Raw genomic sequence first — 12,594 nt, forward strand, 5'->3', positions numbered from 1 at the left:
CGGTGGGTGTGGTGCGGGTGGGAGGCGAGCGGGTGGCAGGCGGGCAGCATGACGGCGGTGAGACCGTCCGGCGACAGGTCGGTCCCGGGCCGGCGCCAGACGTCGTCGACGCGACCGACATGGTGGACGCGGTGGAGATCGTCGCGGCCGGGCCGGTGGCCGTGCCGGGCACGGTGGGGCTCGACGGGCCGCTCGCCGGCCGGGTCGGGGACTACGCGCGGGCGTCCCGGTCGGCGGCGACCTGGCGTGCCTACGACGCCGACCTGCGTCATTTCCGGTCCTGGTGCGAGGGACGTCCCGTACCGCTGGTCGCCGTGCCCGCCTCCGCGGTGACGGTCGCCGGGTACATCACCGAACTGGCGGACGCCGGGTATGCGCCGTCGACGATCCGCCGTCGGCTGGCTGCGATCTCGGTGGCGCATCAGCTCGCCCATGCCGAGAATCCGACGGGGTCGGCGGAGGTGTCAGCGGTGTGGAACGGGATCCGCCGGTCGCGGGGGGTGCGCCCGGCGCGCAAGGCCGCGTTGGACACGACGTTGCTGTCGCGGGTCGTCGCCGGCCTCGACGACTCGCAGTTGGCGGATGTGCGGGACAGGGCGCTGCTGCTGGTCGGGTTCGCCGGCTGTCTGCGTCGCAGTGAGCTGGTCGGGTTGGACACCGCCGACCTGGTGGAGACCGACGACGGGCTGGTCGTGACGGTGCGCCGTTCCAAGACCGACCAGGAGTCCGCCGGTGCGCAGGTCGGGTTGGCGTACGGGTCGTACCGGCCGACGTGCCCGGTGCGGGCGTGGCGGGGATGGGTGGCGGCCGCGGCGGCGGCGGGGACGCCGCTGGCTGGCGGGGCGGCGTTTCGGGGGGTGAACCGGCACGGGCAGGTCGGCGCGGGCCGGCTCTACCCGGGGTCGGTGGCGCGGATCGTGCAGCGTCGGGTGGCCGCGGCCGGGTTGGATCCGGCGGATTTCGCGGGGCATTCGCTGCGGTCGGGGTTCGCGACGGCGGCGGCGCGGGCCGGGGTGACGGACCGGTCGATCATGCGGCAGGGCCGGTGGCGGTCGGCGGCGTCGTTGGAGTCGTATGTGCGGGCCGGGCGGCTGTTCGACGCGGACAACCCGTCGGGTCGGGTCGGTCTGTGATCCGCCTGTGAGCTGACCGGCGCCGGCCGGCGGGCGTTGCGGTGGGTGGTCGGGGCGGGTCGCGGGTCGCGGGTGGTGGGCGGCGGGGCGGTGGAACGGGGCGTGGGTCTCAGGGCGCCCCCTGCCGGTTGTCCGATGTGCCATGCTGGGCGCCGGACGGTCGGGGAGGAAGCCGGTGTGAATCCGGCGCGGTCCCGCCACTGTTACCGGGGAGTCCCCCTCAGCGGAAGGTCACGGCGGCCCTGCGGGCCGTTGGAAGGCCGAGGGTGGATGGTGATCCGGCAGCCAGGATACTTCCGCCGTCCGTGCTGGCTTCGAGGGCGAGGACACCCCGGGGAGGACATCGGCATGCCCACGACTGTGCGCGGCCGCGCGGCGACGGCCGGGTGGCGTTCGACGGCCCGTGCGGGGGTGGCGGGCCGGTGGTGACGTTCCCGTTCTCCGCGCTGGTCGGCCAGGATGATCTGCGCTTGGCGTTGTTGCTCAATGCGGTGTCCCCGACGGTGGGCGGAGTGCTGGTCCGCGGGGAGAAGGGCACGGCGAAGTCGACGGCGGTCCGCGCGCTGGCGGGGTTGCTGCCGCCGGTGGCGGTGGTGCCGGGCTGCCGGTTCTCCTGCGATCCGGCGGCGCCGGTGGTGCACTGCCCGGATGGCCCGCACCCGACCAGCCTCGCCGACGGTCACGGTGCCGGCGGGGTGGGGGTGTCGCGGCCGGCGCGGCTGGTGGAGCTGCCGGTCGGCGCGTCGGAGGACCGGGTGACCGGCGCGTTGGACCTGGACCGGGCACTGGCCGAAGGGGTGACCGCGCTGCGCCCGGGGCTGCTCGCGGCCGCGCACCGCGGGGTGCTCTACGTCGACGAGGTGAACCTGCTCGCCGACCATCTGGTGGATCTGCTGTTGGACGCGGCCGCGCTCGGGGTGGCGCAGGTGGAACGCGACGGGGTGTCGGTCAGCCATCCGGCGCGGTTCTGGCTGGTGGGGACGATGAACCCGGAGGAGGGTGAGCTGCGCCCGCAGCTGCTGGACCGGTTCGGGTTGACGGTGCAGGTGGCGGCCAGCCGTGACCCGCGGATACGCGCGCAGGTGGTACGCCGCCGGTTGACGTTCGAAGCCGACCCGGTCGGGTTCGCCGCGCTCTGGGCCGGCGCGGAGGCGGAGCTGGCGGGGCGGATCGCGGCCGCGCAGGCCCGGTTGGGCCGGGTGGAGCTCTCCGACGCCGCGTTGGACGCGGTCGCCGCGGTGTGCGCGGCGTGTGACGTCGACGGGATGCGCGCCGACGTGGTGCTGGCGAAGACGGCGATGGCGCGCGCGGCGTGGGAGGGTCGGGCGGAGGTCAGCCCGGATGACATTCGGGTCTCGGCCCGGTTCGTGCTGCCGCATCGGCGCCGCCGTGGCCCGTTCGACGCCCCGGGTGGGGACGGCCGCGCGCTCGACGACACGGTCGAGGAGGTGCTGGCCGACCGGGTACGCCCCGGCGACGGCCCGGACGGGGACGGGGACGGGGACGGGGACGGGTCGGATGATTCTCCTGGTGGCGGGTCGCCGGGTGGTGGCCAGCGGTGGCGTGACGACACCGGCGGCGCCGGCGGGTGGGACGGGTCTGGCGGGGATGGGTCGGGGGTGGATGTTCCGGCTGGTGGTACCGGTGACCTCACCCCCGCTTCGGCGAGGGCCGGTGGCGAGTCCGCTGATCTGAGCGGGCCGGCGGCGGGTGGGCCTGAGGGTGTCGGGCCGGCGGGTCCTCCCCCGCCCGGTGCCGCCCTGTCGTCCGCGGCGCCGGCGGGCGGCGGTGGGCCGGCAGCGGAGGCGGGCGGCCCGGCGGGCATGGCCCGAGCAGCCCAGACAGCGCAGACGCATGTGGACGGCGGCGCGGCGCGCGGCGGTGGGCCGGCGCCGGCGGCTGGGGTTCCCGGTATGCCGTTCCGGCCGCGGCTGCTGTCCGTCGCCGGGCTGGGCGCGGGGGCGGCCGGGCGTCGTTCGGCGGCACGCACCTCCCGTGGGGCGGTCGCCCGGACCGGCGCGGACGCACCTGGGTTGCACCTGCCGGCGACGCTGCTGGCCGCTGCCCCCCACCAGCACGGCCGGGGCCGCACCGGCCCGGCGCTGGTGCTCGACCCCGCCGACCGGCGCGGCGCGCAGCGGCGCGGCCGGGAGGGGAACCTGGTGCTGTTCGTCGTCGACGCCAGCGGGTCGATGGCCGCCCGCACCCGGCTGCGCCGGGTCAGCACCGCGGTGCTGTCTCTGCTTGTCGACGCCTACCAGCGCCGCGACCGCATCGGCATGATCACGTTCCGGGGGGTGGGTGCGCAGGTGGTGCTTGCGCCGACGTCCAGTGTGGAGGTGGGGGCGGCGCGGCTGGTCGGGTTGCGGACCGGGGGGCGGACCCCGATCGCGGCCGGGTTGGAATGCGCCGGGGTGGTGCTGCGCGCCGAGGCGCGCCGCGACCCTGACCGCCGTCCCCTGCTGGTGCTGGTCACCGACGGGCGGGCCACCGCCGGGGGTGATCCGGGTGCGGCGGCGCGGGGGTTGCTGCGCGCGGCTGGTGGGGTCGCCGGGCAGGGCGGCGGCGCACGCGGTGGGGCCGGGGCGGCTGGCCGGGTGCGCCGGGGTGGGTTGGCGAGTGTGGTCGTGGACTGTGAGACCGGCCCGGTGCGCCTCGGGCTGGCCGGGCGGCTCGCCGCCGTGCTCGGCGCCGACCTGGTCGGCCTCGACGCCCTCCCGCAGGCCGGCGGCGTCCCCGGGCGGGTCGCCTGATGGCGCCGCAGGGGCAGCCCGCGCAGGTCCCCGACGACGGGCTGACGACCCGCCAGCGCCGCGACCGTCCGCTGCTGATCGTGCACACCGGGCAGGGGAAGGGAAAGTCGACGGCGGCGTTCGGGTTGGCGTTGCGGGGCTGGGCGCAGGGCTGGCCGGTCGGGGTGTTCCAGTTCGTGAAGTCGGCGAAGTGGCGCATCGGGGAGGAGAAGGCGCTGCGGGTGCTCTCGGCCAGCGGTGAGGGTGGGACGGTGACCTGGCACAAGATGGGCCAGGGGTGGAGCTGGGTGCAGCGCCGCATCGACCCGGCCACCGACCCGGCGGGCGCGGCCGCCGAGGGGTGGGCGCAGATCGCCCGCGATCTGACCGCCGGCACCTACCGGCTCTACGTCCTCGACGAGCTGACGTATCCGCTGCGCTGGGGGTGGATCGACCTGGACGAGGTCCTCGCCGTGCTCGCCGCCCGACCCGACGGGCAGCATGTGGTGATCACCGGCCGGGAGGCGCCGGCCGCGCTGGTCGACGCCGCGGATCTGGTCACCGACATGACGAAGGTGAAGCATCCGATGGACGCCGGGCAGAAGGGGCAGCGGGGCATCGAATGGTGAGCGCCGGGCTGATCCCCCGGCTGGTGCTCGCCGCCCCGGCGTCCGGCGCGGGGAAGACGACGGTGGCGACCGGGCTGATGGCCGCGCTGACCGCCCGCGGCCTGCGGGTGTCGGGTCACAAGGTGGGCCCGGACTACATCGACCCGGGTTATCACGCGCTGGCGACCGGCCGGCCCGGCCGCAATCTGGACGCGGTGCTGTGCGGGCCGGATCTGATCGGCCCGCTGTTCGCCCACGGGGCGGCCGGCGCGCAGCTGGCGGTCGTCGAAGGGGTGATGGGCCTGTTCGACGGGGTCGCCGCCCCTGCTGCCGGGCAGGAGGCTGATCACGGGTCGACCGCGCATGTCGCCCGGCTCCTCGACGCGCCGGTGGTGCTGGTCGTCGACGCCGCCGGGGCCGGGCGGTCGGTGGCCGCGCTGGTCTGCGGGTTCGCCGCGTTCGACCGGCGGGTGCGCCTCGCCGGGGTGATCCTCAACCGGGTCGGGTCGGACCGGCACCGACAGATCCTCACCGGTGCGCTGGCCGGGATCGGGGTGGCGGTGCTGGGCGCGGTGCCCCGCGACGGCGCGGTGCACACCCCGTCGCGGCATCTGGGGCTGGTGCCGGCGGCGGAACGGGCGGTGGCGGCCGCGCAGGCGGTGCGGCGTCTCGGTGTGCTGGTCGGGGCGGCGGTCGACCTGGACGCGCTGATCCGCCTCGCCTCCTCGGCGCCACCCCTGCCGGTCGACCCGTGGGATCCCGCCCGGCAGATCGCGCAGGCCACCGCCACCGGTGCTGCGGGTCGGGTCGGGCAGCACACCGTCAACGCGGGCGCGGGGGGTGTGGTGCCCGGGGGGCGGCCGGTGCGGATCGCGGTGGCCGGCGGGGCGGCGTTCACCTTCGGCTACACCGAGCACGTCGAGCTCCTCACCGCCGCTGGCGCGCAGGTGCTCACCGTCGACCCGCTGCGCGACGAGACCCTCCCGGACGGCACGGACGCGCTGGTCGTCGGTGGCGGGTTCCCCGAGGAGCATGCCGGCGCGCTGGCGGCGAACAGCCGGCTGCGTGGGCAGGTCGCGGCGCTGGCGGCCCGCGGCGCGCCGCTGGTCGCCGAATGCGCCGGGCTGCTCTACCTGGGCCGTTCGTTGGACGGGACGGCGATGTGTGGGGTTCTCGACACCGACGCGGTGATGGGCCCGCGGCTCACCCTGGGCTACCGGCATGCGGTCGCCGCGGCTGACAGCCCGCTGGTGGCGGCGGGGACGGTCGTCACCGCCCACGAGTTCCACCGCACCCGGCTGAGCGTCGACCGGGCGGAGCTGCCCGGGACACCGGCCTGGCAGGTGGACATCCCACCGCCGCGGTTCGGTGACAGCAACCCCGCCGCCGGTGCCGCCGGTGCCGGTGGGCGGGTGGACGGCGGAGTGGACGGTACGGCGGCGGGTGGGCGGCCTGAGGGGTTCGTCCGCGGCGGGGTGCACGCCTCCTACCTGCACCTGCACTGGGCGGGCCTACCCGCCGTGCCGGCGCGGCTCGTCGCCGCCGCCGGTACCGCCCGCACCCGCCCGTCCGGCGGCACCCCACCCGCCGGCGGCGGGCATGGGCATGGACGGGACGCCGGTGGCAATCCCCCGGCGTCCCCTGGAACAACGGAGGTGTCATCGCGGTGAGCGGCACGGTGAACCCCCGACTCGTCGGTGTCGGTGTCGGCCCGGGCGACCCGGATCTGGTGACCTACCGGGCGGTCCGCGTTCTGCGTGAGGCGACCGTCGTGTTCGTCCCGGTCAGCGACGGCCACGGCCCGTACGGTCCCGCGCCGGGCAGCCCCAGCCCCACCGACCGGCCCGGGACGGCCACAGGTGTGGGTGTGGGGCCGCCGGGGCGGGCGGAGATGACGGTACGCGCCCACGTTGACCACGACCGGATCGTGACGCTGCCGTTCCGGATGGCCGGCGACGCCGACTACCTCGGTCCCGCCCGTGTCGTCGCCGCCGCCCTACGTGGCGAAACCACCGGCACCGCGGACGGCGTGCCCGACGCCGGGCCGCCCGGCACCTTGGCCGGCCCGGCAACAGCGCCAGACACAGGACCTGGGTCTGGGTCTGGGTCTGGGATCACGGTGGCGTTCGCGACGATCGGAGACCCGAACCTGTACTCGACGTTCACCGCACTCGCCGCCGCCGTGCGCACCCTGCTACCCGACGTCGAGCTGGACACGGTGCCGGGTATCACCGCGATGCAGGACCTGGCCGCCCGGTCGGGCACCGTGCTCGCCCACGGCGCGGAAACCCTCGCGCTGCTCCCGCTGACCGCCGGCGTCGAGGCCTACCGCAGCGCGGTCGCCGGCTTCGACACCGTCGTCGCCTACAAGGGCGGGCGGGCCCTGCCCGCCGTCCGCGGAGTGCTCGCCGACGCCGCCCGGCTCGACGGGCCGGCCGGGCATGCCGTCTACGGGGCCGCGCTCGGCCTGCCCGAGCAGGACATCCGTCCCGCCGCCGACCTGGAACCGGGCGAGACCGGGCCCTACCTGTCCACGGTCCTGGCGACGCGGCGGGCACGGTGGCCACGATGAGCCACCCCGGCCGCGGCACCGGTCAGCCAGTGGACGGCGCCGGGCCGGGACGCGGGCGGGTCAGTTTCGTCGGTGCCGGGCCGGGTGCCGCCGATCTGATCACCGTGCGCGGCGCGGCGGTTCTCGCCGCCGCCGACGTGGTGATCTGGGCGTCCTCGCTGGTGCACCCCGCCATCCTCGGCCATGCCCGTGACGGCGCCGAACTGATCGACTCCGCGGCGTTGCCGTTGGAGGGCGTCGAGGCGGTCTACCGCCGTGCCGCCGAGCAGGGTCTGCACGTCGCCCGGGTCCACTCGGGGGATCCGGCGCTGTGGGGGGCGGTGCAGGAGCAGCTGGAGATCTGCGACCGGCTCGGCCTGGACAGCGACATCGTGCCCGGGGTGAGCAGCTTCACCGCGCTCGCCGCGGCGTTGCGCCGGGAGCTGACCGTCCCCGAGGTCGCCCAGTCGGTGATCCTGACCCGGCTCGGGGGTGGGAAGACCCCGATGCCACCCGGGGAGGAGGTCCGCGACCTCGCCCGGCACGGCACGACGATGGCGCTGTTCCTGTCCGCGGCCCGTTCCGGGCAGCTGCGGGAGGAGCTGCTCGCCGGCGGCTACCCGCCGGACACGCCCTGTGTCGTCGCCTACCAGGTGAGCTGGCCGGACGAGCTGATCGTGCGCGCCACCCTCGACACGCTCGCCGACACGGTCAAGGCGCACCGGCTGTGGAAGCACACCCTGGTGCTCGTCGGCCCGGCGCTGGTGGCCGGGGGGCGACGCTCCCACCTGTACCACCCGGGGCATTTCCACACCTACCGGCGGGCGCAGTCCGGTGCGCGCACGGTGCTGCGCGACGCCGACCGGGAGCTGGCCGCCGCCGGCGCCACCCAGCTCCCCGCCAGCCCACACCCCGTCGCCCCGGCCCCGGCCGTGCTGGAACGGGAGCGGGGGGCGCCGGCCGAGCCGGTGGCACCGCAGGGCGCGGCGGTGGACGGCGCGGGCCTGGTGGCGCTGGTGGCGGTGACCGCCGCCGGGCGGGCCGCGGCCGGTGACCTCACCCGCCGCTGGCCCACCGCCCGGCTCTACCCGGGCCGGCCCCGCGACGCGATCACCGCCGCGCTCGCGGACGGCGTCACGGGCATTGTCTGTTTCCTGGCGACGGGGGCGACGGTCCGCCTCCTCGACGGGCTGCTGCGCGGCAAGGACCACGACCCGGGTGTGGTGTGTGTGGACGAGGCGCGCCGGTTCGCGGTCGCGTTGTGCGGTGGGCACGCCGGTGGCGCGAACCGGCTCGCCGAGCAGGTCGCCGACGCCCTCGGCGCCACACCGGTGATCACCACGGCCAGTGACGCCATCGGGGTGAGCGCCCTGGACGGGTTCGGCGCCGAGCTCGGGTTCACTGTCGAACCGGGTTCGGAGCTGGCCGCCGTCGGCACGGCCGTCCTGTCGGGTCATCCCGTCGCCCTGCACGCCGACGCGGTGTGGCCGCTGCCGCCGCTGCCCCCGTCCGTCACCACCACTATCACCGGCACCGGCGCTGTTGATGGTGGGGCGGTGGGCGTGGACGGGACGGCGGTGGCGTCGATTCATGTCACCGACCGGCTGCTGGGTGCGCCGCCGGACGGGGCCGGCCCGCGGGTGGTCTACCGGCCCCCGAGCCTGGTCGTCGGGGTCGGGGCGAGCCGCGGCGCGCCCGCCGACGAGATCGACGTGCTCATCGACACCGCGCTGGCCGGCGCCGGGCTGTCCCCGCTGGCGGTGACCCATCTGGCGTCGGTGACCGCGAAAGCCGACGAGGTGGGGTTGCTGGAGGTGGCCCGCCGCCGCGGCTGGCCGCTGGTGGTGCACCCCCCGCAGGCCCTGGCCGTGGTCACCGTGCCGCACCCGTCGGAGGTGGTGCGCGCCGCGGTCGGCACGCCGAGTGTCGCCGAAGCCGCCAGTCTCCTGCCCGCCCCGCCCGCCGCCAGCCCGCCGACCGCCGCGATGGGCGGCATCCCGGACGGCGCGACGGCCGGCGAGTCAACCGGCGTACCGGCGGTGACGGCGCAGCTGGTGGTCGCCAAGCAGGTCAGCGCGCACGCGACCGTCGCTGTGGCCCGGCATCGGCCCCGCGGCCGGCTCGCCGTCGTCGGGCTCGGTCCCGGGGACCGTCGGCTACTCACCCCCGCCGCCCGCGCCGAGCTGGCCCGCGCCCGGATCGTGGTCGGGTTGGACCAGTATGTGCGGTCCGTCGCCGATCTGCTGCCCGCCGGGGTCACCGTGCTCGACAGCGGGCTCGGTGACGAGCAGGCCCGCGCCGAGACCGCCGTCGCACACGCCCGCGCCGGGCATGCCGTCGCGCTCATCGGCAGCGGTGACGCCGGGGTGTACGCGATGGGCAGCCCCGCGCTCGACCTGGCCGACGGGTCGTTCGACGTGGTCGCCGTGCCGGGGGTGACCGCGGCGCTCGCCGCCGCCGCGCTGCTCGGCGCCCCGCTCGGGCACGACCATGCGCTGATCAGCCTGTCGGACCTGCACACCCCGTGGGAGCGGATCGTGGGCCGGGTCCGCGCGGTCGCCGAAGCCGACCTGGTCGTCGCGTTCTACAACCCGCGCAGCCGCACCCGACGCCACCAGCTACCCGACGCCCTCGACGTGCTCGCCGCGCACCGCCCGGCCGGCACCCCGGTGGGGATCGTCACCGACGCGTTTCGGCCCGCCCAGCGGATCACCGTCACGACCCTCGGTGCCCTCACCGACCGCACAGCCACCCAGGACGGTGCGGGTGGGGTTGGTGAGCGGGAGCGGCTGCTGGACCTCGTCGGGATGACGACCACGGTCGTCGTCGGCTCGAGCCAGACCCGGCTGCGCGCCGGCCTGGTCGTCACCCCACGGGACTACACGTGGCGCTGACCCGCAGCCGCCGGGCCCGCACCGGCCGACCCGCCGCAGGAGGCACGTCCAGGTGAACGCCACCCCGCCGCACCCCGGCACCGTCCCCACCGCCACCGTTTCGGATCCGGCGGGTTCCGCCGCCGGGCCGGCGCTGCTGATCGTCGGGCATGGCACCCGGGATGAGGCCGGCGCCGAGCAGTTCCGCCGGTTCGTCTCCCGGGTGCGCCAGCGGGCCGGTGGGCTGGCGGTGGACGGCGGGTTCATCGAGCTGTCCGCCCCGCCGGTCGCCGACGCGGTCAGCCGGCTCGTCGACGCCGGCCACCGGCGGCTCGGGGTCGTTCCGCTCACCCTCGTCGCCGCCGGGCATGCCAAAGGTGACATTCCCGGGTCGATGGCCCGGGAACGCGAACGCCACCCGGGGCTGCGCTACGCCTACGGGCGTCCCCTCGGCCCGCATCCGACGATCCTGCGGCTGCTCGCTGAACGTGTCGACGTCCTCTGCCCGCCGGGCCGCCGGGAGCAGACCACGGTGCTGCTGGTCGGGCGGGGTTCGACCGACCCGGATGCCAACGCCGAGGTGTTCAAGGTGGCCCGGCTGCTGTGGGAGGGCCGCGGCTACGGCGGGGTGGAGGTGGCGTTCATCAGCCTGGCCGAGCCGTCGGTGCCGGCCGGGCTGGAGCGGATCCACCGGCTCGGCGGCCGGCGGATCGTCGTCGTCCCCTACTTCCTGTTCACCGGGGTGCTGCCGCGGCGCACCGTCGAGCAGGCGGCCGGCTGGGCGGGGGGGCACCCGGAGGTGGAACTGGCCTGCACGGGCCTGCTCGGCGACAGCGCCGGCGCCGGCGGGGAGGGTGACGGGCTGGTCGAGCTGGTGTTGGAGCGCTACCGGGAGGCGCTCGGCGGGGACATCCGGATGAACTGCGACACCTGCCTGTACCGGATCGCGCTGCCGGGGTATGCGCACCGGGTCGGGCAGGCGCAGACCCCGCACGACCATCCCGACGACCCGTCGCACTCCCACGGGCCGCACGGCCACCACCACCATCCGCATTCCCCTGACCCGCACGGCCACGGTGATCCGCACGCTGCGGGTGGGTCGGTGGGACGGGCGGGGCTCGCGGTGACGCTGCGCGCCGACGACTGACCGCAGCCGACCGGGCTGGGCGCTGCGCACCACCGATGGCAGCCGTGCCGCCCACGCCGAGCACAGTGTGGCGATCACCGGACAGGCCGCGGATCCCCCTTACCCTGCTCTGACATACCCCCACCTGGGGGTTGCGCGGGGGTGTGCGGGCTGTTGTGCGGGGAAGGGGCCCGGCGAGCAGGGCCGTAACACGCCACAATCCCGCCGAAACCTGTACTCCACACCTGGATGTGGACAACAATCGACGCACAGACAGGCCGATCCTGGCACCAGCGGCGCGATGGTGACAGGCCGACGCGACATCACACATCCGCCCCCCACCGTGAGCCTGAACACGGTAGCGTGCGCTCGTCACCGATCCGACCGGACCAGTGACGCACAGCGCCGGCCAGGCGGCCGCCCCTGCGGGCAGCCAGCACGGCGGTCGGAGCCGCGCCACGGACCGTCCCGACACCCCGCGTCGCCGACGCATCCCACGGGGGGTCGGGGGCGGGTCGTGACGGTGCACCACCGGCACTCCGGCACGGCCGGGGGGACAGTCGCCCGCCCCTCCCAGGGGCCGGGCGGGAAGGACGTGGATGAGCCGAGTCGAGCTACCCGACTCCACCCGTCCCGACCGGCTCGGCCTGCCCGCCGCCGCCCGCGCCGCCGCCATGCTCTCCCGGGAGATCGCCTACGCCGACCCCGACCCGCTGACGATGGCCGAGCTCGATGACCGGCTGCACCGGTTCGCCACCACCCTGCTCACCACCCCGCACACCGCGCTGCTGCGCCCGGTGATCGCCGACTGGCGCCGTGTGCAGGCCGCGCTGGGACGCCGGCTGTCCCCCGCGACGCACCGTGAGCTCACCGGGGTCGCCGGGTTCCTGTCGTTCTACCTGGGTGTGCTCGCCGTCGAGGCCGGGGATGATCCGTCGGCGCGGCGGTTCGCCACCCTCACCGACCAGTTCGCCACCCAGCTCGACGACCCGCTGCTGACCGGTACCGCCGCCACCCTGGACTCCCTCGTCGCGTTCGTCGGTGGCCGCTATGACGCGGCCCGGGGTGCCGCCCGCCGTGCCGCGGCCGCCGGCCATCCGTATCTGCACGGGTGGGCGGCCGCGTTGGAGGCGGGTGCGGCCGCGACGCTCGGTGACATCGACGGCGCCCTGGCCGCGCTCGCCCGGCTGTCACAGACGCCGTGTGTGCAGGGGCTGCGTCATCCGGGGTGGCCGGCGTTCGACGAGGTCCGGGAGGCCTGCGTCGTCGCGGACGTCGTCAGCCGCATGGGCGGTGAGGGCGCGGCCAGCCTGAGCCGGGTCGCGGTCGACCTGACCAGTTCGGGCACCCCCGAACGAGGGTGGGCGCTGGCCGCGCTCGCCGGTGCGCTGGCACCCGACGACCCGCCGGAGGCCAGCCGGCTGCTCGGTGAGATCGTCGAGATCCTGGACGTGCACCCGTCGCGGTTGCTGTCGAGCCGGGTCAACGACCTGGTGCGCACCGCCGGCTACCCGCGGCCGCTGGCCCCCCATCCCGGCCAGGCCGGCACCTCCGCCTGACACGGGCCGGCG

The 12,594-nt window shown here is 76.2% G+C and carries 8 protein-coding genes and 1 riboswitch; all 8 genes read left to right on the forward strand.

Annotation, left to right across the window (positions count from 1 at the left end):
* The first annotated feature begins 11 nt into the window (after positions 1 to 11).
* Positions 12 to 1,133 carry a site-specific integrase gene (locus FRANEAN1_RS20170; RefSeq protein WP_041256205.1) on the forward strand — a complete coding sequence of 374 codons (1,122 nt, stop codon included), beginning with the start codon at positions 12 to 14 and terminating at the stop codon, positions 1,131 to 1,133.
* 166 nt (positions 1,134 to 1,299) lie between these two features.
* Positions 1,300 to 1,428, forward strand: a riboswitch (cobalamin riboswitch).
* A gap of 127 nt (positions 1,429 to 1,555) precedes the next feature.
* Positions 1,556 to 3,886 carry a VWA domain-containing protein gene (locus FRANEAN1_RS20175; protein WP_020461676.1) on the forward strand — a complete coding sequence of 777 codons (2,331 nt, stop codon included), beginning with the start codon at positions 1,556 to 1,558 and terminating at the stop codon, positions 3,884 to 3,886.
* Positions 3,886 to 4,494 (forward strand): cob(I)yrinic acid a,c-diamide adenosyltransferase, encoded by a 609-nt coding sequence (gene cobO, locus FRANEAN1_RS20180; protein ID WP_020461677.1) that lies wholly within the window; start codon positions 3,886 to 3,888, stop codon positions 4,492 to 4,494. Before FRANEAN1_RS20175 ends, cobO begins: the two co-directional genes overlap by 1 nt.
* Positions 4,488 to 6,143, forward strand: coding sequence for a cobyrinate a,c-diamide synthase (locus tag FRANEAN1_RS20185; RefSeq protein WP_020461678.1), 1,656 nt, complete (start codon positions 4,488 to 4,490; stop codon positions 6,141 to 6,143). Before cobO ends, FRANEAN1_RS20185 begins: the two co-directional genes overlap by 7 nt.
* Positions 6,140 to 7,045 (forward strand): precorrin-2 C(20)-methyltransferase, encoded by a 906-nt coding sequence (locus tag FRANEAN1_RS20190; protein ID WP_020461679.1) that lies wholly within the window; start codon positions 6,140 to 6,142, stop codon positions 7,043 to 7,045. The genes FRANEAN1_RS20185 and FRANEAN1_RS20190 overlap by 4 nt, the downstream gene beginning before the upstream one ends.
* On the forward strand, positions 7,042 to 9,918 hold the full coding sequence (gene cobM / locus FRANEAN1_RS20195; protein WP_020461680.1) for a precorrin-4 C(11)-methyltransferase: 2,877 nt from the start codon (positions 7,042 to 7,044) through the stop codon (positions 9,916 to 9,918). Before FRANEAN1_RS20190 ends, cobM begins: the two co-directional genes overlap by 4 nt.
* 133 nt (positions 9,919 to 10,051) lie before the next feature.
* Positions 10,052 to 11,044, forward strand: a complete 993-nt coding sequence (locus tag FRANEAN1_RS20200; RefSeq protein WP_347177242.1) for a sirohydrochlorin chelatase — start codon at positions 10,052 to 10,054, stop codon at positions 11,042 to 11,044.
* Between the two features lie 578 nt (positions 11,045 to 11,622).
* Positions 11,623 to 12,582: a hypothetical protein gene (locus FRANEAN1_RS20205; RefSeq protein ID WP_020461682.1), complete on the forward strand. Its 960-nt coding sequence runs from the start codon at positions 11,623 to 11,625 to the stop codon at positions 12,580 to 12,582.
* Positions 12,583 to 12,594 lie beyond the last annotated feature (12 nt).

Source organism: Parafrankia sp. EAN1pec (assembly GCF_000018005.1).
GTDB classification, from domain to species: Bacteria; Actinomycetota; Actinomycetes; order Frankiales; family Frankiaceae; genus Parafrankia; species Parafrankia soli.

What these genes read in the sequence shown, in the direction of transcription:
- cobO (WP_020461677.1), top strand. Translation starts at nt 3,886, where the DNA reads ATGGCGCCGCAGGGGCAGCCCGCGCAGGTCCCCGACGACGGGCTGACG.
- FRANEAN1_RS20185 (WP_020461678.1), top strand. Translation starts at nt 4,488, where the DNA reads ATGGTGAGCGCCGGGCTGATCCCCCGGCTGGTGCTCGCCGCCCCGGCG.
- cobM (WP_020461680.1), top strand. Translation starts at nt 7,042, where the DNA reads ATGAGCCACCCCGGCCGCGGCACCGGTCAGCCAGTGGACGGCGCCGGG.
- FRANEAN1_RS20205 (WP_020461682.1), top strand. Translation starts at nt 11,623, where the DNA reads ATGAGCCGAGTCGAGCTACCCGACTCCACCCGTCCCGACCGGCTCGGC.